General features: G+C 37.3%; 18 protein-coding genes and 1 pseudogene. 11 read left to right on the forward strand and 8 right to left on the reverse strand.

All coding sequences use genetic code 11. The features are described 5' to 3' along the window. Positions 1-13: 13 nt before the first annotated feature. Positions 14-847: a mechanosensitive ion channel family protein gene (locus H5117_RS16925; protein WP_182738728.1), complete on the reverse strand. Its 834-nt coding sequence runs from the start codon at positions 845-847 to the stop codon at positions 14-16. A gap of 299 nt (positions 848-1,146) precedes the next feature. Here H5117_RS16925 and gss point away from each other — a divergent pair, with 299 nt between their 5' ends. From gss to H5117_RS16950, 5 genes are all read left to right on the forward strand, one after another. Then, positions 1,147-3,009, forward strand: a complete 1,863-nt coding sequence (gene gss, locus H5117_RS16930; RefSeq protein WP_182738729.1) for a bifunctional glutathionylspermidine amidase/synthase — start codon at positions 1,147-1,149, stop codon at positions 3,007-3,009. Positions 3,010-3,144: 135 nt separating this feature from the next. After that, positions 3,145-3,513: a DUF2237 family protein gene (locus tag H5117_RS16935; protein ID WP_024605487.1), complete on the forward strand. Its 369-nt coding sequence runs from the start codon at positions 3,145-3,147 to the stop codon at positions 3,511-3,513. Positions 3,514-3,749: 236 nt separating this feature from the next. Continuing rightward, positions 3,750-4,274, forward strand: coding sequence for a DNA starvation/stationary phase protection protein Dps (dps, locus tag H5117_RS16940; protein WP_024595435.1), 525 nt, complete (start codon positions 3,750-3,752; stop codon positions 4,272-4,274). A 609-nt stretch (positions 4,275-4,883) separates the two neighbouring features. Next, positions 4,884-7,823 carry a TonB-dependent receptor gene (locus H5117_RS16945; RefSeq protein WP_182738730.1) on the forward strand — a complete coding sequence of 980 codons (2,940 nt, stop codon included), beginning with the start codon at positions 4,884-4,886 and terminating at the stop codon, positions 7,821-7,823. A 156-nt stretch (positions 7,824-7,979) separates the two neighbouring features. Next, the gene (locus tag H5117_RS16950; RefSeq protein ID WP_182738741.1) at positions 7,980-9,698 is read left to right on the forward strand and encodes a SulP family inorganic anion transporter; all 1,719 of its coding nucleotides are present in this window, start codon (positions 7,980-7,982) and stop codon (positions 9,696-9,698) included. A gap of 303 nt (positions 9,699-10,001) precedes the next feature. Here H5117_RS16950 and H5117_RS16955 read toward each other — a convergent pair whose 3' ends face one another. Then, positions 10,002-10,529 carry a hypothetical protein gene (locus tag H5117_RS16955; protein WP_182693385.1) on the reverse strand — a complete coding sequence of 176 codons (528 nt, stop codon included), beginning with the start codon at positions 10,527-10,529 and terminating at the stop codon, positions 10,002-10,004. A 621-nt stretch (positions 10,530-11,150) separates the two neighbouring features. On the opposite strand from H5117_RS16955, the pseudogene H5117_RS16960 reads away from it, so the two are divergent. Then, a pseudogene (locus H5117_RS16960) lies at positions 11,151-11,387 on the forward strand (sodium-independent anion transporter); the annotation flags it as partial. A gap of 52 nt (positions 11,388-11,439) precedes the next feature. On the opposite strand, the gene H5117_RS16965 reads toward H5117_RS16960, so the two are convergent. Next, positions 11,440-12,117, reverse strand: a complete 678-nt coding sequence (locus tag H5117_RS16965) for a glutathione S-transferase family protein (RefSeq protein ID WP_182738731.1) — start codon at positions 12,115-12,117, stop codon at positions 11,440-11,442. A 316-nt stretch (positions 12,118-12,433) separates the two neighbouring features. Then, the gene (locus H5117_RS16970) at positions 12,434-15,505 is read right to left on the reverse strand and encodes a PKD domain-containing protein (protein ID WP_182738732.1); all 3,072 of its coding nucleotides are present in this window, start codon (positions 15,503-15,505) and stop codon (positions 12,434-12,436) included. A 637-nt stretch (positions 15,506-16,142) separates the two neighbouring features. Between H5117_RS16970 and H5117_RS20730 the strand changes: the two genes are divergently transcribed. The 5 genes from H5117_RS20730 (at position 16,143) to H5117_RS16995 (ending at position 21,401) form a co-directional block, all read left to right on the forward strand. After that, positions 16,143-16,517 (forward strand): DUF1223 domain-containing protein, encoded by a 375-nt coding sequence (locus H5117_RS20730; protein WP_259395915.1) that lies wholly within the window; start codon positions 16,143-16,145, stop codon positions 16,515-16,517. Positions 16,518-17,220: 703 nt separating this feature from the next. Continuing rightward, positions 17,221-17,901, forward strand: coding sequence for a CsgG/HfaB family protein (locus tag H5117_RS16980; protein ID WP_076923668.1), 681 nt, complete (start codon positions 17,221-17,223; stop codon positions 17,899-17,901). Next, a complete protein-coding gene (locus H5117_RS16985) occupies positions 17,901-18,248 on the forward strand; it encodes a DUF4810 domain-containing protein (RefSeq protein WP_008165258.1) in 348 nt (115 codons plus the stop codon). Before H5117_RS16980 ends, H5117_RS16985 begins: the two co-directional genes overlap by 1 nt. A gap of 1 nt (position 18,249) precedes the next feature. Beyond that, positions 18,250-18,927: a DUF799 domain-containing protein gene (locus H5117_RS16990; protein ID WP_165743139.1), complete on the forward strand. Its 678-nt coding sequence runs from the start codon at positions 18,250-18,252 to the stop codon at positions 18,925-18,927. A 296-nt stretch (positions 18,928-19,223) separates the two neighbouring features. After that, positions 19,224-21,401: a response regulator gene (locus H5117_RS16995; RefSeq protein WP_182721474.1), complete on the forward strand. Its 2,178-nt coding sequence runs from the start codon at positions 19,224-19,226 to the stop codon at positions 21,399-21,401. A gap of 3 nt (positions 21,402-21,404) precedes the next feature. On the opposite strand, the gene H5117_RS17000 is transcribed toward H5117_RS16995, so the two are convergent. The 4 genes from H5117_RS17000 to sodC form a co-directional block, all read right to left on the reverse strand. After that, on the reverse strand, positions 21,405-21,746 hold the full coding sequence (locus H5117_RS17000; protein WP_024604747.1) for a YajD family HNH nuclease: 342 nt from the start codon (positions 21,744-21,746) through the stop codon (positions 21,405-21,407). A 1,057-nt stretch (positions 21,747-22,803) separates the two neighbouring features. Further along, positions 22,804-23,418 (reverse strand): ACP phosphodiesterase, encoded by a 615-nt coding sequence (locus H5117_RS17010; RefSeq protein ID WP_182738733.1) that lies wholly within the window; start codon positions 23,416-23,418, stop codon positions 22,804-22,806. A gap of 232 nt (positions 23,419-23,650) precedes the next feature. Continuing rightward, a complete protein-coding gene (locus tag H5117_RS17015; protein WP_182694291.1) occupies positions 23,651-23,884 on the reverse strand; it encodes a ChaB family protein in 234 nt (77 codons plus the stop codon). A gap of 16 nt (positions 23,885-23,900) precedes the next feature. Beyond that, complete coding sequence (gene sodC, locus H5117_RS17020) at positions 23,901-24,470, reverse strand: superoxide dismutase family protein (RefSeq protein WP_182738734.1); 570 nt, start codon at positions 24,468-24,470, stop codon at positions 23,901-23,903. Positions 24,471-24,833: the final 363 nt, after the last annotated feature.

Consider the following 24,833-nt stretch of genomic DNA (forward strand, 5'->3'; position numbering starts at 1 on the left):
TTTTTAAATTTAGTTAATCTTTATTCTCGTTAACTAAAATAACTTTACGATGCGGGAATGGAATTTCTATATTGTTTTCATCAAGGGCTTTTTTAATAAGCTCCGGCACTGTGTATAAAATTTCAAAGTAATGCTCGCCCTTACAAAATGGCCTTACTAAAAAGTCTACTGAGCTGTTGTTAAGTGTTTCTACTTCAACAAAAGGCGCTGGATCTTTTAGTATATGTGGGTGCGCTGCAAGTACCCCATCTATAACTTTACGTACAGCCGTTGTATCTTCACCGTAAGCAACACCAAAATGCATATCCACACCACGAATTGGATGATGTGAATGGTTTATAATTTGCGCGCCCCAAATTTGACTATTTGGTATAATAACCTGTTGGTTATCGAACGTTTGTAAAATAGTAGTAAACATATCTACTTCTGTTACTTTACCAAAACGCCCTGCAGCCTCAATAAAGTCATTCACTTTATAAGGTCTAAATATTAGCAACATAACGCCTGCGGCAAGGTTCGACATTGCACCTTGTAACGCCAAGCCTATAGCAAGTCCCGCAGCACCGAGTAAAGCAATAATAGAGGCTGTTTGTACACCAAAGCGATTTAACACAGCAATAATAACGAACGCTAATATGATGTAGCGAGCCATGCTGCCTAAAAAGCGAAAAAGCGTATCGTCAAGATGAGTGTATTTATGACACAAGCCAATAATTAAATTGCGTACTTTGCCCGCTAACCATAAGCCTGCAAGTAAAATTGCAATTGCTAGTAATATGTTGGTTGCCCACGTAATTGCAGCGGGTAAATATTGATTAATATCAATGTTGTTTATTATGTCTTCCATTATTTTTCCTGTTTTAAAAACTTTTAACTAATTTTAGCTAGTTTTGCTATACCAATCGCAATGCTTTAACAAAAAATTAACTAAAGTACGAATATAGGTTCAGTTTTACATGTATAAACACTTTGAAGGAGGGATTTCTTAACTACTGCTTTTAAAACTATGGATTAATAAAATATAATTTTAAGCCCTATTTAGCACCAATATTTAATTAAAGATTATACCCAGTAATATCTTGCTATAACGCAGTTTGGCTCATATAGTCAGCAAATTATCACACCTTATTTTGAACATCTTTGTTTATGAAATCTTCTGCTAGTGATTTTGGTACTTTATTAGGTTATGCACCTGGTAATGTTGCTGTTTACTCATCTGATTATGATACGGCTGATGAAAGCATTTATCCTAATCGTAGCGCCTATCGTAGTTACCTAGACGGTATTTACATGGGCTATAAATGGCAATGCGTTGAATTTGCCCGTAGATGGATGTACCTCAATCATGGTTATATTTTTGATGACATAGCCATGGCTTACGATATTTTTGAGCTGCGTTCAGTGCGCGATGTAAATAGCCAAAACAGATTGCCACTAAACGCGTTTAAAAATGGTGCTAAACATCCCCCTCAAGTAGGTAGTTTACTTATATGGGAAGAAGGCGGCGAGTTTGAAGAAACAGGTCATGTTGCTGTCATTGTTGAAGTGCATGAAGATAAAATACGTCTTGCTGAGCAAAATGTAGGGCATCAAATATGGCCAACAAATCAAAACTGGTGCCGTGAACTAAAAGCAAAAGTAACTAAAGATGGCGACTATTGGATTGAGTGCTCTTACAGCGACGCCACTATTTTAGGTTGGATGACACAAACTGATGAAACAGAATATGCTGAGCCAACGTTTGAGCTAAACACTGACTTATTTACTATAGAAGCCCATAAAGCAGTAGATACAGGCCAAGCAAACAAGTCATGGTTAAATATTGCGAATGACGATGAAGCTGCCTACGTAGAAATGATGCAAGGCCATAAACTTACATCAGTAGATGAGGATCAACATAATTACTTTGCAATATCTCAAACGGCGCAGCAAAGCATTGAGCATGCAACAAATGAGCTGCATGGCTTATTTATGCATGCAACCGACTATGTATTGCAGCACCCTGAGTTATTAAAAAAGTTTAATTTACCCGATGTTGTGCTTAATAAAATTCGCCAATCGTGGGATAACCGCTTAAACCAATTAATTACCAGCCGGTTTGACTTTGCCTTAACAGCAGCAGGTTTAAAAGTTTACGAATACAATTGCGATTCGGCATCGTGTTACATGGAAAGCGGCAAAGTTCAGGGAAAGTGGGCAAAACACTTTAGTGTTAAAACAGGTGTAGATGCAGGCCAAAATTTATTTAAAGATCTCGTAAAAGCATGGCGAAAAAGTGAGGTAAAAGGTCTTGTTCATATTCTGCAAGATGATGAACCAGAAGAACATTACCACGCATTATTTATGAAAGAAGCTATTGAAGCCGCAGGCTTTGAATGTAAGCTAGTAATTGGCTTAAGCACACTTCGCTGGAATGAGTCAGGCAACATAGTAGATACTGATGGCGCACAACTGAGTTACGTATGGAAAACCTGGTCGTGGGAAACCGCACTTGATCAAATTCGTGAAGAATGCGAAGCCGACCAATCATTAGGTGATAACTTTGAACCACAATTCAAAGCTGGTGAAACGCCACGCTTAGTCGATGTATTACTGCGTAAAAATGTCATGGTGTTTGAACCGCTGTGGACATTAATTCCAAGTAACAAGGCTATTTTGCCAATACTGTGGAGCTTATTCCCTAATCATAAATATTTACTTAATACCGCGTTTGAGCTTAACGACGAGTTATTACAATCCGGTTATGTAGTTAAACCAATAGTAGGACGCTGTGGCGCTAATATTCAACTTATTGATGAGCAGCAGCAAGTTATAGAAAAAACAATGGGGCACTTTGCAGAGCAAGACCAAATATACCAACAACTATTTGCACTGCCTAAAGTAGACGACTACTTTGTACAAATATGTAGTTTTACAGCCGCCGGTAAATACTCTGGTGGTGGCGTGCGTGTTGATAAAAGCATGATCATAAACGGTCATAGCGATTGTATGGCGCTGCGTATTAAATAATAAACAATACTAAGCCCGCAATTTGCTGCGGGCTTAAGTTTGTGTAGCCCTTCCCTCTTTTAAGTTTTATAGCTATCTCAAGCGAGTTACTCCTGTTAGAGTAAATTTATTAAACACCACAAATTAAGGTATTTCATGGCGAATCAATTTAATGTACTCGGCACACGCTTAAAACTATGTTGCGGTAATGGTGGCTACACACGTGAAGGGTTTTGTTATGTACCAGAATCAGATCTTGGCAATCACAGTGTGTGTGCAATTATGACTGATGAATTTTTACAATTTTCAAAATCACAAGGTAACGATTTAATAAGCCCGAACCCTCTTTACGATTTCGAAGGTTTAAAAGCCGGTGATAAATGGTGCTTGTGTGCAGTAAGATGGCTTCATGCTATTTCAGCAAACGTTGCGCCACCAGTGGTGCTTGAGGCTACAAATAAAAAATCATTAGAAATAGTGCCGCTCGATGTTTTAAAAGCGCACGAATACATAGCCAACGTTTAAATACACCTAAGAGTAACTAAATCGAAGTCTGCATATTTTACAAATATATGCAGGCTTTTCAAAAACCCAATCTCCTCTGCAGCCTTAGAAACCTTAATTTAAAATATAACCAATTGTTTTTGAATTACTTTTCAAATAAAGCAACTTACGGCATAACAGTTGCTTCATTAAGTTTAAGTCATGCTCATAACGCAACATATTATATGAGCAACACATTACTTAATGTAGGAGAAATTATGAGTAACAATAACGAATCAAACAAAACAACTAAATTTACCGCGCCAGGTATGAGTGACGAATCAGCCCAAAAAACAATAGCTACCCTCGATAACCGCATGGTTGCATTGATAGACTTACAACTAACTTTAAAGCATATTCACTGGAACGTAGTGGGACCTAATTTTATTGGCGTACATGAAATGATAGACCCACAAGTAGACATTGTGCGCGAAATGACAGATACAATTGCAGAGCGAATTGCGACTCTTGGTGCAGTACCTGTTGGCACACCAAAATCAATTGTAGATCGCCGTACTTGGGACGAATACTCAGTAGGCAAAGGCCTAGTAACCGAACATTTGGCTGCGCTTGATAAAGTATATAATGGCGTTAATGCCGATCACCGCAAAGCGATTGAGACTCTTTCTGAGCTAGATCCGGTCTCTGAAGATATGATCACTAGCCAACTAGCCGATTTAGAGCAATTTCAGTGGTTCATACGAGCACATTTAGAATCATCTACAGGCGAATTACAAAGCTAATACATCTAAAGTAAGAAAGCCCAGCATTGTTATGCTGGGCTTTTTTTTGCGTAAAAATCTATTTATCGCTACCTAGCTTACCGCCCCTACCCCAGCTAGTACAAAATCAATATAAAAACAATAGAAAATTGGTATTACCAAAATGATTTTTAATTATTTTAACCTCTCCACTATTTCGCAAATTTATAAATCATTTAGAACTTTTAATGGTCGCTCTTCCAATTCAATATCACTTAAAAAGTAAACTAAACACGTATAAAAGTACGACATAAAATTTCAAAATAGTACTAACAAATGTATTAAATAGTACAAATAATATATAAAAATGCCTTTGGTAAAGATACTTCAATAAAATTCATTCAAAATACAAAAAATAAAAACATCCTATAAGCCATTAAATTTATTAAATATAAGAAAAATAAAAGAGGTTTTTGTAATACACATTGTGAAATTTTGGTAAACAAAGGTTGTAAATAAAGTTGAATTGGATTAATTTCAACCATACCACCTGTATGACACACTACAGGAAAGAAACAGTTAAATTGGTTAACCAAGCCAAGTAACAACACACACACAATGACGCAAGTCGTACCCAAACGGGAGAGATACATGAAACTCAATCAAATTACTTCAACATTAATTAATAAGCATAAAAGAAGTAGCTCTACAACAATCAGTGCCGCAGCCCTTTTATTAATGGCTTCTTCAAATATTGCAGCGCAAGAGGCTCCCGCAGCTTCAGAAACGGCAGCTGCAGACATTGAAGTTATTGAAGTAAAAGGCATGCTAGGCAGTATGAAAGCCGCCGCTATGCTTAAGCGTACTGACGGACGTATTGTAGATGCGATTGTTGCTGAAGACATTGGTAAGTTACCAGATAATAATATTGCAGAAGCGTTGCAACGTATTACTGGCGTATCTATTAATACCGATTTTGGTGTGGGTGACAGTGTTTCGATTCGTGGCTTACCTCAAAACCGTGTTGAATTAAATGGTCGCTCTACTATTGGTGACTCTCGTGACGGCATTAGCTTGCAAGATTACCCATCAAGCTTCTTAAAAACAGTAGAAGTAGTTAAGTCTCCTACTGCCGATATGATTGAGGGTGCATTAGGCGGAACAGTTAGTTTAAAGACAGTTCGCCCATTAGAGTTAGATAAACTAACTGGCGCAGTTTCATTAGATGGCGAATACGCTGATAAAACAGAAAATGTAGCTCCTATTTTTAGTGGTTCAATTGGTAACAACTGGGACTTTGATGAAATGGGTACCTTTGGTGCCATTGCTATGTTTTCATTCCAAGATCGCGAAATTCGCCAAGATGAAACATCTAGCCGTGTTAAACCTCAAGATATCGAAATTAATGGCCAAGAAGGTAATACACCTAGTGGCAACGCTATCGTAAGAGACGAGCACAGTGTTGAACAATACGTAGAGCAGCGTAAACGAACTGCTGTAAATTTATCTCTTCAATGGGCACCACAATCTGGTAATGGCATGGTGTATCTTGATTTAAGCGGCACAAAGCGCTCAGGTGAACAAGCTGGTAACTCTATTTTAGGTGTCGCAGGTTCACTATCAACAGATGCAAATACAACTCAAGATGCTAACGGCGTAAATAATTACACGTTAACAAACGAATTTGGTATTCCTAAAACATACAGTGACTTTCGTGAAACTGACTCGTTTTCAAATGCACTTGGTGCAGAGTGGAACCTTACTGACAGTATCAAAATCTCTGGTGAAATTGCGGTAGCATCATCAGAAAGCGTAAGACCTGATTCTGAATTTACACTTCGCCCAATCGAAAAATCAACATTTGAAGCAAGTGGTGGAACTCAGCTAACAAATCATTTATATGATGGTGCATTTTCTCAAGACGGTAATAAATTACCAAGCATCATTCATTCAGATCCTAATGCATTTACTGACCCACAAAACTTAGCACTTCGTACGTTTAAAAGTGAAGATAGAAGAACAGACAATGACGAAACAGCTATTCGTTTTGATGTTGAAATGTTTGAGCCACTCAGCAGCTTAAGCTGGGTATCTAAAGTAAAAGCGGGTGTACGTGTTACTAACCGCGATTACGAATATGAGCAATACAAAGTAGAAATTAAAGACATTTATAAAAATGCATTTAACGACTCAGACGGTTCGTTAGCCACTTTATGGGTTGATGACTACAACGCTGCTTTTTCAAATAGCTTTACAACAGTTAGCCACGACAACTCATTTGACCAATTAGGTCATTCGGGACAAAACGACCTACTAACCTTTTTAAGCTACAACGGTTTATCTAACCTGGCCAATACTTACGCTCAGCTTCAGCAGTTACTTGCAGGTACTAACCTAGCGTCAACAGGTAGTCTTTCAGATAACCAAGAGTTCCAAGAAAGCGCATACCGCAACGTAGTTGAAGATACTGCTGCCGTGTATATATCAGCCTACTTAGACTTTGATAACATCACTGCAATTGTGGGTGGTCGTTATGTAACTACAGATTTAGAATCAAGCGTATTTCTTAATGGCGAAAAAGTAACTGGCGACAATGACTACAGCGACTTTTTACCAAGCTTAAACGTAACGTATAACTACTCAGACGAAACATTATTCCGCTTTGCTGCAGCAAAAGTTATGCGCCGCGCTGACTTTAGCGAACTAAGCCCTGCATTTGACGTTAATAACGACATCACAGGTGCAACGCAAGGCTCTATTGATTTAGAACCATATCGTGCAACGCAATACGACTTATCTGTAGAGCATTACTTTGACCAAGGTAACGTAATTTCTTTCGCAGTATTTTATAAAGATGTTGAATCTTTCTTAAGTAACGAAAGTAGCTGTGTAGCTGCATCAAGCACTTCAACAGGTCAAAACGTAACTCAATGGAACCAAGTATGTCAGCTTGACGTTGCAGGTGTTTCACAAGACAACCTAGTTTACTCGGATGCAACTGACTTCCCAGTAGATGCTGATGGCTTTAACCATGTAGCAGGCTTACGTGACGCAGGACTAACGGGTATCGATACTGTTAAAAATGTAAACGGTGAAAACGGCTCAGTACAAGGCTTTGAAGTTGGTTATCAACAGTTCTTTACAGACCTACCTGGTGCATTTTCTGGCTTAGGCATTAACGCAAACTACACATACGCAGACAGCGAGCAACCAAACGGTAACCCGTTATTAGATATTTCTAAAAATACGTATAACTTACAAGTATTTTGGGAATACGAAGGTTTCTCTACTCGTCTAGCTTATAACTACCGTGACAGTTTCTTAGATACTGAAAACGAGAAACGTGTAGAAAATATTAACTCAGACGGCAGTATTTCAGCAGAAGGTACTGTTTACGGTAATAACTACCGTGACGACAGAGGCCAGTTAGACTTCTCTGCAAGCTGGGATATTAACGAAAACGTGACCTTAGTAGGTAATGCGACCAACTTAACGGGTGAGCCTTCTATTTACCTATCTGAACTAGGTGGTGCTTGGAAGTACACTGAAGCGGATCGCCGTTACAGCTTTGGTATTCGCGCTAAATTTTAATTTTCCCTAGAAACTAAAGCCTGCTTTTATGCAGGCTTTTTTACGCCTATAAAAAAGTGGCTTTATATTACGTAAAAAACACTCCCACCTAGCTATACTTATTTGAATATTAAATTTACTATCAAAGCGTTACTACTATTAACAGGAAAGGTTGAAGTGCTGTCGCGTTTATATAATTTTATGCCGGGTTTAGATACATTGCTGCACTACGAGCGACAATGGTTTGCTGATGATGTAAGAGCGGCGCTATCGGTAGCTGCCGTAGCTTTACCTGTTGCCATTGCTTACGCACAACTAACCGGTGTTAACGCCGCCGTAGGGTTATATTCTTGCATACTGCCAATGATGCTATATGCTCTTTTTGGCACTTCCAAACAACTAATAGTTGGCCCTGATGCCGCCACCTGCGCCGTTATTGCAGCCGTAGTAACCCCTCTTGCTGCAGGTGACAGCTTTAAACATTGGCAACTTGTTGTCACCATGACCGCTATGACCGGCTTTTGGTGTTTTATAGCTAGTAAATTTAAGTTAGGCGTATTAGCCGACTTTTTATCTAAACCTATTTTAATGGGCTTATTAAACGGCGTAGCCATCACTATTATTGTTGGTCAATTTTCTAAAGTATTCGGTTTTACCTTTGACGAGCGCTACCTACTTGAACGCCTAGGTGGTGTACCCACGTACCTAGCGCAAACACATGTTCCCACCTTGTTAATGGCCTTGTTCACATTGGCGGTTTACTTTGCCATGAAACGCATAAAACCCACGTGGCCTGCATCTATGTTTGCCATTGCTTTTGGTGCGCTTTTAGTATGGATTTTTGATTTAAAACAGCTTGATATAAAAACTATTGGTACCGTAACTGGCGGGCTTCCCGTTTTTAATACCCCTGTTTTTGATTTAGGGATTATTCGTGAGCTGGTGGTACCCGCACTTAACTTAGCCATCGTGAGCTTTGTTAGTATGATGCTAACTGCCCGCAGCTTTGCTGCTAAAAATGGCTACGACATAGACGCCGACAAAGAATTTAGAGCGTTGGGTATTGCCAATATAGCGTCAGCTCTTTCGCAAGGTTTTGCCGTCAGTGGCGCCGACTCACGCACCGCGGTTAACGATGCAACAGGTGGTAAAACACAGTTAGTATCAATAATTGCAGCAGCTATTATTGCGCTCATAGCTGTATTTTTAACAGCCCCACTTGAATTTATTCCAAGCGCAGCGCTAGGTATTGTACTTATTATTGCCTCTGTACACTTACTCGATTTAAAAGCTGTTTGGCAATTAAAACGAAAAGACAAACAGGCATTTTATCTCGCCTCAGCCACCTTACTTGCGGTGTTATTTATTGGCGTTATACCAGGGATCACACTTGCTGTATTACTAGGGTTATTTCAATTTATTCGCACTGTTATGCGTCCAACAGACAACATATTAGGCGTAGATGTTAACGGTGTAGTAAGAAGTTTAGACGCCACAGATAAAGCAAAAGCAGTGCAAGGTGTGTTCATCTATCGCTTTAATTCACCTTTAACTTACTTTAATGCCAGCTACTTTAAACGCAGATTACTTGAGCAATACGCAAGGCAAAAAGACGATACACAATGTGTAATAATTGACGCTGTGCCCTGCTTTACTCATTTAGATTTAAGTGTAATGGCCATGCTTGCAGATCTCGACGTTATATTTAAAAAGCGTGATATAAGGCTTGAGCTTGCAGGTAGAAAACGTCAGTTACTTTCGTGGTTTGATATTGCAGGAATGAAGTCAGGAAAAGAAGGTATATATATTCACTCCGATCTATATGTTGCGCTACAAAAAAATAGTGTAAGCCAGCCTACCGACGAAGTTGCCTTATTTGAAGCTCATACCAATTAGGAAGAATTAGCCGTGTTGTAAATTATAAACGGCAATAAAATAAAAAAGAGTAACTGTATTTTATGATTAGTTAAACAGCTAAGCCCCCTGATTGCCCTGTAAGTTATTTTCAATTCACTACATAAGCTATTTAATGGGCTAAAATAACTAAATTCTTAACAGGCTTCTGATATTGAAGTCACATCAATTCTTAACAGGCTTCTGATATTGAAGTCACATCAATAGAGCAGCTAAGTTATAATACGGTTTAACCAACAACACTACTATACAACCTTGTTGGTTAAATTATTATGTCAATTAGCATTATAAAGTCGTCGATATTGATACAGCGTGTGGCTGCATAAGATCTTTTGCTTTTTCCATTTTCTCGTGGGAATCGGTATGTACAACAATCGCCCACAGACCCGAGCGAGTTGCTTCTCTTATATTATTGATCAAATCATCGTGATCTGGCCTTAACGAAAAAGCTCCAGCAATTAGTAAACCAACAAAAGTACAAAGAATACCTATCGAAACATATGTTTCTAGGATGTGTTGTTGTAAAAATTCAAACTCTAATAAAAAGAGTATACTGGCAATAATCACACCAACAACAAGACCAACTACGGCAAATACTAAGTGTGATTTCAACATAGTTTTAGCAATTTTTTTATCTTCAGGCTCAACCTTTTCATCGTAATGTTGATCGTGAGGTGGAATTAGCCTTATGCTTTGTTTTACAAAATTCTCGTCATTATTTAAAATATCAAAGGTTGCTTTAGCTTTATGTTCGCTGTCAAAAATACCACCCACTTTAGTGGCTTTATCTCCACTGCTTATATTCGCTTTCATGGCTATTATCTCCGCATTAAATAAATAGTGGTTTAGTAAAACTACTAACACTAATTAATAAAAATTATTGATAATTGAAAATACGACTAATAAATTCACTTTATCATCATAAAAGCAGTTGCAAGACTAACACCAACTTGATTGACGAGTAATAACTCAACTCCCAAAGTAAATAAGCTTACGTGTAAATTAGAGGTGGAGGGGTTATCCTTTGTTTTTTAATACTTTTAGTACCTATTTAAATTCATCGATTATTCTAACCTTATTATTTTTGTTGCGAACTCTGCACTACAATAATTAATGTCCATATAAATCACCGTGTAGAATATACAAAAAATATTTCAAACCTCGAAGCAACTAAAAAGTAATAATTCAGTATCGCCTTGTTGATAAGCCTAGCTATCAACAAGGTGTTAAATTAATAGCATACCCTCGGAGTCAAGTTTGAGGATATATGGCTTTAAGTTAGCCTAAATAATTTGTATTTGAATACTTATAACTTCATGAAGGCCCGTTTTTTATTTCTTTGGATCTATGCTTAAATTACTGTGGATGAACCATGTGTTCAACCTCATGCCAGTTAATTTAGCAATCACTTTAATCACATAAAAGAAAATACCAATCATTGCCGACCTCGACGTTATATTTAAAAAGCGCGATATAAGGCTTGAACTTGCAGGCAGAAAACGCCAGCTGCTCTCATGGTTTGAAATTGCCGGTATGAAGTCAGGAACAGAGGGCATATACATTCACTCAGATTTATACATCGCCCTAAAAAGAAATAGCGTAAGCCAGCACACGCAAGAGGTTAGCTTGTTTGAGTCAGACGAAAATAAAGAACCGCTCACACAGCAATAAAATACAATAAGCAGATCAGCTAACTGATCTGCTGTTTAGTACTAATTACTTTTTATACTTTTGGGTAGTTTGAAGGAAAAAACGCTTTTTTAGCGTCTTCATCAAACTCTTTTTTAAAGGCTATATCAGTACCAATTGCGCGTGCACGTGCAACCGCTGGGCGGCTATCAATGCTTTCAAACCAACGCTTAAGATTTGGATACGGTGCTAAACCCTCTTCACCTAATACAACCGGTGCTTTATCAATCCAGCCCCATGCAGATACATCAGCAATGGTATACGTATCACCCACTATAAAGTCACGACCTTCAAGGTGAGTATCAAGTACTTCGTAATGGCGCTGCGCTTCACGTAAATAACGATTAACCGCGTAATCAAGCCCTTCTGGCGCCATGTGTCTAAAGTGAACACTTTGCCCTGAATACGGACCTAAACCAGATGCGATAAACATTAACCACGACAGCATTTCAGCGCGGTCCTCGCCCTTGCCTTCAAGCTTCCCATACTTTTCAGAAAGGTACATTAAAATAGCATTCGAATCGAACACACGTGTTTCACCATCAACAATTGCTGGCGCTTTAGCGTTTGGATTAATTGCTTGAAATTCAGGTGTATGTTGCTCACCTTTTAAAGTATCAAGAGGAACAAGTTCAAACGGTAAGCCTGTTTCTTCTAAAAAGAGTGCAACCTTCATTGGGTTAGGAGTATGGTGAAAATAAAATTTAATCATGTAAAGTTCCTCAATAATTGAGCAACGATTAAAGCACAACTTGAGCGGGTGTTCAAATTAAGTTTTAACTAAGTAAAATACACAGTTAAAACGTGATTTAATTGTGAGTATTTCGTGATACTTCAATCTTAAAAATTACTTATGCTAAAGAAAAATAAACTTTTGTATGAAGTAATATGCTTAAAAATCAATTGCAGAAGCAACAAACTAAAAGTATGGCAAGTATTAGCACTACTCATATTTGGCCCATTAAATAAAAAGCCGATATTGAGCAACGCTCAATATCGGCTTTATTAATCATTTAATTTTGTCTAAATTAGTCAGCTAAAGTGGGAACTGTAATAGGAATTACAACCCTTCTTACAACTGCGCTACCATCACCTCTTATCCAAAGTATCACTTCGTAATTTAATTCCTCAAGAGAGGCATTTTTAATCCCTTTCAAATTAATTTCAAAGGTCACTTCTTCATTTGGTTTAACGTTCTCAATTAATACAGGGGTAATAGTTTCAACCCACTGCTCTCCTGAAATCACTTCAATTGAGAGATCGATTTCTTTTAAAGCCTCATCAAGAGCTGAAGAAATAGCCGCTGCAATTTCGTTACTATCATACGACAATAAAAATGTTTGTCCTTTGGTAGCTAACACAATTGAATCTAAATCATCTGTAGCTAAGCCAATTGAGCCGCTTTGCAATCCAAATACCGTCACACCTTTTTCTTGTAATACATTGATGACCTCAGTTTTGCCCGCACCCGGGTAATTCTCATCTATATCTGAATCATGAAATGGCGCGTCTGTCGCTAATAAAATAACTTTTAAAGCACCTTCACGCCAACCAATATTCATAGGTTCAATATCACCTAAACTAGTATAATTTCCATCGTTGTCTATATCTCTACCAGCTCCAGTTACAGCTTGGTACAAACCTTCTAACTGTGATTCTTGATAATCATTACCTGAATAAATGGTTAAATTATTGATTCCTGTTTTTGCGGCATCTATATCTGTAGTCACCGACTGTAATAAATAGAACGCTTCATCACCATCGTATTCATGGCCGTATCCATCAATAGGAAAGTCTGAGAAGGCAGAAACCCCAAAAGCAACATTAATTCCACGACCAGATAAGTTTTCTAATATATTGTCAGCTTGCTCTTTTAAGCTGGCTATATCATCAGTATAACTACCGCTAACATCAATTAAAAACATGACATCAATTGCTGTCACAGTAGTTTCAGGTAAGGTAAAGCTTAACTGCGAAGTAGTTTTATCCCCTTTAGATAAAGCAATTGGAGCCTTAACTTCTAAAACAGAATCAACAGTTAAATCGGCTGTTTGTATTGCAGAGTGAATATTTAGTAACTGCGTAGGACCCGTTGTGCCTAGAGCTTTTGACTCTTCAGAAAGCGTTAAATTAGAAGATGTAGCAACTAAAATATCTTTAATCTCCGCTGCTTTTAATGAACTATTAATTCCTTTCACAATCCCTGCAGAGCCTGTTACTAAAGCGGCTGAAAATGATGTACCTACGCCTAAGCTACCATCAGTATTCCCCCACCCCATTTGATCACCAGGAGCCGCAATATTTACGACGTTACCCATACGTGTAAAATCAGTTTCTTTATCATCTGCATCTGTTGCCGCTACAATCAATGTATTTGTTTGCCAAGCATCTTGGGCAATATCATTGATATCAACTAAAAGTTGATCATCATTTTTTTCACAGTTATTACCAGCCGAATAAACTAGTAATACATCTTTTTCTTTTGCGTATTCCACTAAGTTAGTTTGTTGTAGACGCCAATTTCTATTACTTTTTAATCTAACTTGTGAGTCGTCAGCACAAGTGCTTGTATCACCCCAAGATATATTTACAATGCTCGCACCGCTATCTATAGTCGCCTTAGTTCCTGCTATTAAATCTGTTATATAAGTTTTAATAGGAGATTCAGATGAACACTCTTCAGTAGTTGATCCATCCTTACAACGCTTAACATAAATATCGGTATGTATTAAGTTGGCACTGTGATCAACACCATACACTGCACTGCCTTCACTCGTGTTATGTCCAGCAATAAAGCTAGATACCCACAACCCATGAGAACTATCAGTTTCTGTATCATCACCTTCAACAACACCAAATTGGCCATTCTCTTGTGCGCGTAGACGAGTTAAGCGAGAGCTTTCAATGCTAATTTGTCCTGCACCTATACCGGTATCAACAACACCTAATGTCACTGGCGCTAAAGTACGTTCTTGTAATGCATCCCATGCTTTATCTGCGGCTACAGCTTTAACCCAATAATCTCCAGAAAAAAGAGGCTCATCAGTGCTTTCCTCTGCAATATATTGTATTACAGTGTTTTTATTTTTGATTACATGATTATAATTACTAATCAGACTTAAGTTTTTTGACTCTATAACAGTATTTAAACCTGCATGCCTAACGCCGCCCATTTCCCCAATTTTTGTTATCAAGCTATTTTCAGAAGCGCCTTCTCTAACTCTTATCTGTAATACTTTTAATGCATCATCAAAACTTGCGATTCCAGCATCATTATTACTAATCTCATCAAAAACAGCTTCTAATTCAGCTTCTGTAACATCATCGTTTAAATGTACTAATACTTCATTCAGCGCTGCCTCAACGGTTTGCCCATCTATAACAATATTTTCACTACCACCAGGTATAGACATAACACTTGCGGCAACATTAGTCACATCAACAAAAACACTACTTGTAGCTGTTTGACCATCATTATCTGTCACTGTTAAGCCAAAAGTTAACGTTGTATCAAAATCAACTTCTGGAGCAATAAATTTTAAAGAATCATTGGTTAAGTTATCAATTTCAATGATAATGCCGTCAGTTTGTTGCCAAGCATACGACACTATTGAGCCATTAGAATCTTCTGCTATGCTTGTAATTTCTACTTCTGTATTTTCTTCAACAGTGACTCTTTCGTTTAAGCTCAATGTTGGTTCTACTAGTACATTTTTAATAGTAATTGAAATAGAGTCAGATGCAGTCAAACCACCATCATCAGTAGCAACTAATTCAAATACAACAACTTGCTCTTCATCTACTTCTGGCGCTGTAAAAGAAAGGGTGCTTGTATCTAAGCCGCTAAGCTCTAAATCAATCCCAGAGGTTTGCTGCCATGCATAGCTTGCTATTGTACCGGTTGAGTCTTCAGCTGTTCCTGTAAATGAAATAGATTGATTTTCATCTACGATAAGGTCAGCTCCTGCATTTACTGAAGGTGCTGTATTGGCTACTACTTTAGGTGTTTCACTAGTACTAGATGGGTCTTTATCACTGCCACACGCAGTTAAAATAGAGGTTGCGATTAAACACAATGCAAAGCACTTTGTCTTTTTCATTTAATAAATCCTTTTGAAATTTACTGATTTTTAGTAAATCAAACATCCGTTTAAAACTAAAATCGGGTGTTTTGACCCAATAAAAAGTTATACTGAAACCTTATTTTAACTAAATGACACTTAAAGGCAACAATTAAAAACCAAATAAAACAACAGGATAGCAACTTAAGCAACACAATACCGTACCACTTATCAGAACAATAAAAAAAATAAAACACAAATAATTAACTTAATTAAAATAATAAAACGAAGCGATACTTCCTAAAACAACTCACTCCCCCCTTATTTCTAGATAAAAAAGGCTAAAAAACTAATTAGCATAATATTTATTAGGTAAATATAACCTTGATAAATATCGCAACCTTTATTGCCAATAAATAAATAAAAACTCAAAATTTGATAACCTCTATATAAAAAAAACACTTACACACTAAAGGTTGACGCTTTTAACTAACAAACCATCAAATTAAGTATAATATTTCCTAAAAATAAAATTTAATCATGTAAAGTATTTCAATAATTGAGCAGCTAAATAAAATACACAGTTAAAACGTGATTTAATTGTGAGTATTTCGTTATACTACATTCGTAAATATCATTTAGGCTGAATGCAATATCAGCCTTTGCGAGAAGTAACATGCCTTTTAAAGCACCATCCCATCCATTTTTAATCTCACTTGTTGGGTTAATAATTTTTTGCTTTCAAAGCCAAGCTGCTGAGCAAGTAACTATTTCTAGTACAGCTAATCCGACTACCTTTTTAGAGCTTTACACATCGCAAGGTTGCAGTAGTTGCCCACCAGCAGAGCGCTGGATTTCAACGTTTACAGATGATGAGAAACTATGGACTGATTTAATCCCTATTAATTTTCATGTTACTTATTGGAATTATTTGGGTTGGAAAGACCCGTTTGCCTCTGCTGTGTTTAGTAACAGACAACGCACTTATAAGGCACTTGGTAAAAGTAGGATTGTAGCTACTCCAAGATTTATGGTTAACGGCAACGGGTGACTAGGTTGGTTTTATAAACAAGCTATTCCTGTAGCTAAAGCCCGTTATTTAGGTAATTTAAAAGCGACTATAAACAACAGTAAAATTAATCTCGAATACGATACTGTTAATATCGAAGATAATACTGACCAAAACTTAATAGCCCATGTAGCTCTGTTAGGCTTTGGCATAGAAACACCAATACACAGCGGCGAAAACGCAGGCCATAAGTTAAAACACGACTTTGTTGTTATTGGCTACGAGCAAAATAACATGCAGACCAAGCAGCAATTATCATTAGCTGACTTAACCCTGCCTCGCGCTAAAAAAATATCGCCAACAAAGCAAGCCTTAGTGTTTTAGGTATCTAAAAAAGGCGATCCTTCCCCACTACAAGTTGCAGCCGATTGGTTTTAAAAAATTACAGTTAATTGAATAAAATTACTAATTAACAACTCAGCGCGCAATAAATCTCCTTGTATATCAACTATAGAAAAAGGCTTTCAATAATTTAAAAACTAATGAATTAGCATTGTTATTACAAAGAATTTATTCTTTTTCATTGTGTGTATCTGTATAAAACATAAATAACATTGTATTTACATCAACTTTTGTTTATAAAGTAAGTTGAATGGACTCTTGAAATAAGTAATTGACTTATAAGTATAAAAATCAAGCGCCTATCAATAAAAACTTCTGCAATTATCTATATGGACATAAATTTATGCGAATTAACCAAAGCCACATTAAAACAATTGTAATCGCTGCAATTACAGCTTCGTCTTTAGCTGGGTGTGCTACAACATCATCAAAAGTAATAGAAACACCAACTGTTGCTAGCTATAACACAACCTACTCAGGTGCAAAAAGCAAACTAGTCGTAGGTCAGTTTGTAAACCGTTCGAGCTTTCAAAATGGTATATTTGCATCAGGCCAAGACCGTTTAGGTAGCCAAGCAAAAACAACACTAATGAGCCACTTACAACAAACAAATCGCTTTAGTGTGCTTGATCGCGACAATATGGCAGCCCTTGCGGAAGAGGCAAAGTTAACAGGTACAAAACAAGTTCTTAGCGGTGCTAAATTTGTTGTAACTGGTGATGTAACAGAGTTTGGCCGTAAAGCCATTGGCGATCGCCAGCTTTTTGGTTTATTGGGTAAAGGTAAATCGCAAATTGCTTATGCTAAAGTAACGCTTAATGTTGTTGATGTTACTACATCAGAAGTTATTTATTCAGTGCAAGGTGCTGGTGAATACAGCCTATCAGAACGTGAAGTTATTGGTTTTGGTAGCACAGCTTCATACGATGCCACATTAAATGGCAAAGTACTTGACCTAGCTATTCGCGAAGTCGTTAACAAGTTAGTTACTGGTCTTGAAGCTGGCCAATGGGGCAATAAATAATGAAAAAGCTAATTACCTTAGCATTTGTTTGTATAGCCCTAACGGGTTGTAACTCAACGAAAGAACCTATTTACTATTACGGCGACTATAGCACTGCCGTATACGCCTATTTAAAAGCAGATGACGTAACAGCCGAAGAGCAAATTAGTATGCTTGAGCAAATTATTGCCGATGCCGCAAACAAAAGTAAGAATGTTGCACCTGGCCTACATGCTCACCTAGGTATGCTGTACTTTGAAACGGGTAACCCTTCATTAGGCACTACTCACTTCGAAACTGAGAAATCACTTTTCCCAGAATCAGTTCATTACATCGACTTCCTTCTAAAATCTGCGAAAGGCGCTTAATATGCTTAATTTAAAATCATACACAGCGATCGCATTAGTCGCATTACTCGCTGGTTGTGTTTCACCTCCACCAGCACATGACTACACAGCATTTAAACAAGCAGACCCTCACTCAGTTATTATTTTACCTCCGCTAAATAATACACCTGAAGTAATTGCACCATACAGTGTGATGACTCAAATGGTCGCGCCTATAGCTGAGTCGGGTTTTTATGTTTTTCCTGTTGCTTTAGTTGATCAAACCTTTAAAGGTAATGGCCTCACTGTTGCAAGCGACGTACACCAAGTACCGGCGAATAAATTACATGAAATTTTTGGTGCAGACTCTGCGCTTTACATCACTATTGAAGAATACGGCACTAGCTATGTTGTAATTTCTAGCGAAACAGCTGTAACTGTATCAGCCTCATTAGTTGATTTACGCACTGGCGAGCAATTATGGCAAGGCAAAGCAAGAGCCTCTTCAGCTGAACAACAAAGTAATGGCGGTGGTGGCCTTGTAGGTATGCTTGTTATTGCAGCAATCAATCAAATTGCTGAAACGGTAACCGATAAAGGCTTTGAAATCGCAGCAATGACTTCAACACGCTTACTTTCTTCAGATGTTTACAACGGCTTATTATATGGACCTCGTTCACCTAATTATGGCCAACCAGCACCAAGCGAAAAGAAAAAATAACTCTTATTGTTATTAACCTAAAGCTTTAAAAGGCCGAACCATTAAATGGGATTCGGCCTTTTTAATAACAGCTTACTCAACTAAAAAGCTTAGCAAAGTTACTTTTAAGTATTTAGAGCAGATTTTAAAATACGAGTTTAAAAACCAATATTAGTCACAATAGAAAAAACATTTCAAAAAAGTAATAATAGAGTAGCAAAATGCAATGTCTTTTTTTTAGCCGGTTCTACATGTTAAAGTTGTCATTATCACTAAATTACTCTTATAGTGAATCTATATAAATATTGAGCAATACTATGATAAAAGCACAAATACCAGCTGACGAAGAATCTAGATTAAAGGCCCTTTACGAGTATGAAATATTAGATACTGAAGCCGAAAAAGTATTTGATGATTTAACTCAACTTGCTTCTGATATTTGTGAAGCCCCCATATCACTTATAAGCTTAGTTGATCCACAAAGGCAGTGGTTTAAATCAAAGTATGGTATCGATGTAGACTCCACTGAAAGAGATATCGCATTTTGCTCTCATACAATACTGCAAGACCAAGTATTTGAAATACAAAACGCTCTACTTGATGAACGTTTTTATGATAACCCTCTAGTAACCAGCGATCCAAACATTCGGTTTTATGCGGGCACACCGCTAGTTACACCTAGTGGCAGCACGATTGGTACATTATGTGTTATCAGCGACCAGCCAAAAAAGCTAACTCAAACACAAATTAACGCACTGAAAATACTTGGCAAAGAAGTTATCGCACAACTTGAGCTCAGGTTAAACAACAGAAAGCTGGCCACTGCATTAAAACAGCAACAAATACATAATAAAAATCTTGAAGAACTAAAAAAAGAAGCTGACACAGCTAACACTCTAAAAGGTCGATTTTTAGCAAATATGTCTCACGAGCTAAGAACCCCGCTGCACGGCATTTTAAATTTAGCTGAGTTTGGACTAGCAGAGACTTCAAATATACAAAAAGATAACGCCCTAAAAAGTATTTTAAGCTCCGCGAATATACTCTCAAATATTGTAAATGATATTTTAGACTTTTCAAAAATTGAAGCGGGTAAATTAAATATTGAGAATATTAACTTTAACCTGAGCGAAGTCATTAACAATGTAATTAATCCACTAATGAAACAAGCCACAGATAAAGGCATAAAATTTATTCCATCTATAGATAAAAATATCGCTACAACCCTAAAAGGCGACCCTGTCAGAGTTTCTCAAATTTTAAATAACTTATGCTCAAATGCGATTAAATTTACACAACAAGGCCAGGTAGAGTTTAAAGTCACTGTAAAGGAGAACCTCTTAAACACGCAAAATATTGTATTTGAAATAATCGATACAGGTATTGGTATTAGTAAAGCTGCACAGCAAAATTTATTTCAAGAGTTTCATCAGGCCGATTCATCTACATCTAGAAAGTACGGGGGCACGGGCCTTGGCCTCTCCATTTGCACCAAGCTAAGTGATTTAATGAATGGCAAAATAAACTTCACGAGTAAAGAAGATAAAGGTTCTGTATTTACTTACCAACAAAGCTTTGAAACATCAGAACTCGATGAATTATTAAAACCAAATAAAGAAATAACCGATTTACAAGGGTGCACTATTTTGGTTGCCGAAGACAATAAAGTAAATCAAGTTGTCGTAAGTAAAATGCTACAAGCTCATAATGCAAAAGTAATATTTACCGAAAATGGCAAAGAATGCGTTGATTACTTTTTTGCCAACCATGTTGATTTAATTTTTATGGACATTCAAATGCCAGTGATGGATGGAGTGCAAGCCACTAAGATAATTAGAGAGCAACAAACAGGTAAAACAACGCCAATTATTGCCATGACAGCCAACACCATGAAACCAGATATTGAACACTATTTAGACATTGGTATGGATGGCTATTTAACGAAGCCATTTAATAAAGATCATTTAAATAGCTTGCTCAATGTTTATAATCCAAAAAACTCAAATCTCAAAAATTTAGCAGTTAAAGTTAGTAACCCAAACATTACGAGTGAACGTAAGCTAAAACAGATATGCAATGAGCTAAAAAAGTTAATTTCAAATGCCGACAGAGTCAGTCTATGGTTGTTTAATCACGACTATACTGCCATTAATAGCTTAATTTGCCTTGATGAAAAAAATGAGATAGTAAGTAATGCAGTTTTAAAAGCTGAAGACTTTCCTGCATACTTTGACTATATTTTAGAGCATAAAGTATTAGACGCATCAGATGCGAGAAACCACGAAATCACTAAAAACTTAACCAAGGTTTATTTTGAACCATCAAACATTTACTCCTTGCTTGATTACATCTACTTTATTGATAACAAACCACTAGGTGTTATTTGTTGTGAAAGTGTTGGCTCAAAAATTTCATGGAGCCATGCAGATAAACTGTCACTTATTAAAGTAGCTGATGTAACAACCTTGTTTTTATCCAAACAGTTGAAATCATAGTAGCTACTTTGATTTATTAAGCATCGCTTTTAAATCGGCAAATGGAGAATGCGTTGCAGCCTCAACTTTTCGCTCTGTAGTCGACCCGCCATACATAATATGTTCGTGGTATTTATTGTGCTCATTGTCGTGGCAATAAATACACAATAACTCCCAGTTACTGCCATCCTCTGGATTATTACTGTGGTTATGATCTATATGATGCACCGTTAACTCACGTAAATTAGAGTACTCAAACTCACGGGCACAACGCCCACATACCCAAGGGTACAATCTTAAGGCTTTAATTCGGTAACCTTCCTCTTGCTTCACATAAGCCTGAGGTACTGCGTTATTCTTACTCATAGTATTCCTGGTAAATTTACTATTTCGGTGAGCAATACTAAAAAACTTAATTACTGACAAATCACCCAAAGAAGTATCTATATGCCGGCCTGTTTGCTCCCACGCACGTAGTACGACCATAAGTTTTTTATTGTCGGAAGTCCAAGAAATTCCACCACCGAATGCCTCGACTTTTTCGGCGCCCGAATCTTTTAACCCCAGCCCAGGGTTTGTGTTTTGAATATGCCCTTTACCTACTTTGTATTCAGCAAATACGTGAACATTATGCGGTAACGAAAATGATAAAAGCGAGCCAATACTCGCCCCATACGAATTAGAAATTAACTTAGTGACCTGTGGCACAGGTGAATTTAAAAAATCAGCCTGAAACACAATATTATCTTTGTTCTCAAGAGATACATGCTTGAAAGACCACGCGCCAACAACACTTAACGACAAATCAAATTTGCTGCTTAGCTTTGGCCTATTAAGAAAAAAATGCTCAAACAAAGACGCTTTATTATTGAAGGTATAAAAGTTGTGTTGGCCAGATAACTCAAACTTGGTTGAACGTGTATTTTGCGAGAAAATTTGATCCGTTTGATTGCCGCTTAAATTGCTAGCCGTGCTTTGCAGCCCTTCAAGCGTTTGATAGTTGAATGTGATTTTAGAATTTTTAAATTTTCTATACGAGAGCAGTATATCTAGTGTTTTTGTTTCAACGTCATCTTCAAAAATGTCGGCAGAGTAGCCAATTTCAATATCGTTAATATCAAAAAACACACCCACACGCTGGTTATTTATGGGCTCTAACGAAAACAGTGTTTTTTGATTACTCCCAGCCAAGTCGTCGTATATTAACGCATGGCTAGTATTTGGATTTGAAATAGTTGTGCGTACCGATTTTAAGTCGAAGTCAAAAGCTAATACAGAACCAGATAGAAATGCCGCTAAAACAGCAAAGCCCACAATAGCCAAGTAATTGCGATTCATTAAAAACACTCAAAAATTAATTTGTATTAGAGTAGCGTTTTTTTCACCTTAACTTATCACAAAAGATTAACAATTGATGAAAACTTTAAATAATGCGCTTTATGCCATTTTTTGGGGTGCTTTCAAGGTCAAACTCACTTACATGCTTAATTAGCTCCGGGAAGAACGCTAGAAACACGGCTTCTAATTCATCGTAATTCTGTGCTATGTCATCAGCCGCGCCCGCAAAAGTGTTCGTAAAACGAATGCGTTTGGCTATGTTATCGAGCGCAAGCCCTACTCCCTCAACGGTTTCGTACTCTTTAAACCAATCGTTTTTAGTCATACTTGTTACAACATGCTGCATTCGCGCTGGCATAACAGGTATACGGTTATTTAAAAGCTGATAGCTGGTGTACTTAAAATCACTTAAAGGTTGCTTGCTAAATCGTTGCCAATGCACAATTAAAAAGTGATCAAACACCACATCAATAGCCACACCAGCAAAGCGTTTACGCTCGGGTGAAAAGTATTGTTTAGCGTGTTTAACTGCGCGGTGAGAGTCGGTAAATTTATCAACTAAATAATGGTTATCGAGGCCATTTTTAACTGTGTTTGGTAAGTGCTTTACATGTCTTTTTCCACCAAAGTCACCCAACAGGTTCCCAAAGTGAGAATCGGCTGTGGGCTGCGCTAAATAAAGATGAGCTAAATAATTCAAAGTGTTCTCTGATTGGCTAATACAAATAAATAATAACGCAAATTTAAACCAAACTCACATTCGTGTTTAAAGCAGTACTTATGGTTTTGCTTACCAATTTTACTCAAACATGCCGTAAAGTATTGTTTAACGGATAAATAGAAAAGTGATTAATCACTGGGCTCTATAAAAAAGCCACTACAATATGCTGTAGCGGCTTTTTAATGCTTTAGCTTTGTTAGTTTGATCAAAACTAGTTACTCGACTTAACCCAATTTCCATTATCATTTTTACTGTAGCTATTTTTAACCGCAGACCAAGCCACTTTGTGCGCAGTGGTTTCGCGGTCGTCGTCGTTTTTTCTATCGCTTGGGTCCTTGTAGGTATCCCACGCACTATTAAACGCCTCTTGATATATGTCTTGAGCATGTTTAGGTAAGTTACTTTTTACCGACTCAGGTAATTCATCACGATTTTGATATGGCATAACTTTCTCCTTATATTTACTCAATTACGCCACAAGCAACACGTTTGCCACCGCCACCTAATGGCTTTGGCTTATCTGCATAGTTATCACTTCCTTCGTGAATCATTACTGCGTGTTGTTTAAGTTTTTCAAGCGTGAGCCTTGGTGCTAAAACAGGCGATTTAGCTTGGCCACTTTCATTTACATACAACGCCGGTAAATCGCCTAAATGACCATCCCCCCAAGGAGCATCATGATGCTCGCTAGCTTTTGGATCGAAATGCCCACCAGCGGCGCCCCCCGGCACAACTTTATCGCCTTTTTTCTTGGGTTCACAACTAGCAAATTGATGAACATGAAAGCCATGCTGCCCAGGCGTTAAACCTTTTAAGTTTGGTGAAAAAACAACGCCGTGATCATTTTCTGTTAGTGTAATAGTGCCTAGTAATTGCCCTTGGCCTGACTTAGTTACTTGGTGCATTTGAACTTTTACATTTGCCAGTGCGCTATTTTGTAGTAACACACCGGTAAGTAGTATCGCAAAAGTTGGTTTTAAAACGCGGGTTAAAGGTCTTTTAGCGTTTGAATCAAACTGCAAATAATTCATCATCATCTCCTCGTTAGTATCAAATTAATAAAGCAATAACGCTAAATTAAGCGACTATTAAACAAGTAGTTTCAATGTCTATACCAGCCCTACGCGTAAACATGATTTTATGTATTATTTATTTTTAATCTATTGATTAAAAAGTAAATTTATAATTTTTATTAATTTTAAATAAATAGCTAATTAATTAAAAAAACTGACTTTCACCCAAAAGTTAAACAAAAACCAAGGCATATTTACAAACAGAATGGCAACTTTACAAAACTCATAAAAGAAGATTACCGACGATCCAACCCAAAAAGACAAGCCAAGTTAAAAAGTAGCTATTAAAAAGGCCGTTATTATATAGGAGGTAGTCTCGAG

The organism is Pseudoalteromonas sp. SG45-1 (genome assembly GCF_014164135.1).
Taxonomy (GTDB): Bacteria; Pseudomonadota; Gammaproteobacteria; order Enterobacterales; family Alteromonadaceae; genus Pseudoalteromonas; species Pseudoalteromonas distincta.

What these genes read in the sequence shown, in the direction of transcription:
- dps (WP_024595435.1), top strand. Translation starts at nt 3,750, where the DNA reads ATGAGTAACAATAACGAATCAAACAAAACAACTAAATTTACCGCGCCA.
- H5117_RS16925 (WP_182738728.1), bottom strand. Translation starts at nt 847, where the DNA reads ATGGAAGACATAATAAACAACATTGATATTAATCAATATTTACCCGCT.
- H5117_RS16935 (WP_024605487.1), top strand. Translation starts at nt 3,145, where the DNA reads ATGGCGAATCAATTTAATGTACTCGGCACACGCTTAAAACTATGTTGC.
- H5117_RS20730 (WP_259395915.1), top strand. Translation starts at nt 16,143, where the DNA reads ATGCCTTTTAAAGCACCATCCCATCCATTTTTAATCTCACTTGTTGGG.
- H5117_RS17015 (WP_182694291.1), bottom strand. Translation starts at nt 23,884, where the DNA reads ATGCCATATCAAAATCGTGATGAATTACCTGAGTCGGTAAAAAGTAAC.
- H5117_RS16955 (WP_182693385.1), bottom strand. Translation starts at nt 10,529, where the DNA reads ATGAAAGCGAATATAAGCAGTGGAGATAAAGCCACTAAAGTGGGTGGT.
- gss (WP_182738729.1), top strand. Translation starts at nt 1,147, where the DNA reads ATGAAATCTTCTGCTAGTGATTTTGGTACTTTATTAGGTTATGCACCT.
- H5117_RS16980 (WP_076923668.1), top strand. Translation starts at nt 17,221, where the DNA reads ATGCGAATTAACCAAAGCCACATTAAAACAATTGTAATCGCTGCAATT.
- H5117_RS16965 (WP_182738731.1), bottom strand. Translation starts at nt 12,117, where the DNA reads ATGATTAAATTTTATTTTCACCATACTCCTAACCCAATGAAGGTTGCA.
- H5117_RS17000 (WP_024604747.1), bottom strand. Translation starts at nt 21,746, where the DNA reads ATGAGTAAGAATAACGCAGTACCTCAGGCTTATGTGAAGCAAGAGGAA.
- H5117_RS16995 (WP_182721474.1), top strand. Translation starts at nt 19,224, where the DNA reads ATGATAAAAGCACAAATACCAGCTGACGAAGAATCTAGATTAAAGGCC.
- H5117_RS16970 (WP_182738732.1), bottom strand. Translation starts at nt 15,505, where the DNA reads ATGAAAAAGACAAAGTGCTTTGCATTGTGTTTAATCGCAACCTCTATT.
- sodC (WP_182738734.1), bottom strand. Translation starts at nt 24,470, where the DNA reads ATGAATTATTTGCAGTTTGATTCAAACGCTAAAAGACCTTTAACCCGC.
- H5117_RS16985 (WP_008165258.1), top strand. Translation starts at nt 17,901, where the DNA reads ATGAAAAAGCTAATTACCTTAGCATTTGTTTGTATAGCCCTAACGGGT.
- H5117_RS16945 (WP_182738730.1), top strand. Translation starts at nt 4,884, where the DNA reads ATGAAACTCAATCAAATTACTTCAACATTAATTAATAAGCATAAAAGA.
- H5117_RS16990 (WP_165743139.1), top strand. Translation starts at nt 18,250, where the DNA reads ATGCTTAATTTAAAATCATACACAGCGATCGCATTAGTCGCATTACTC.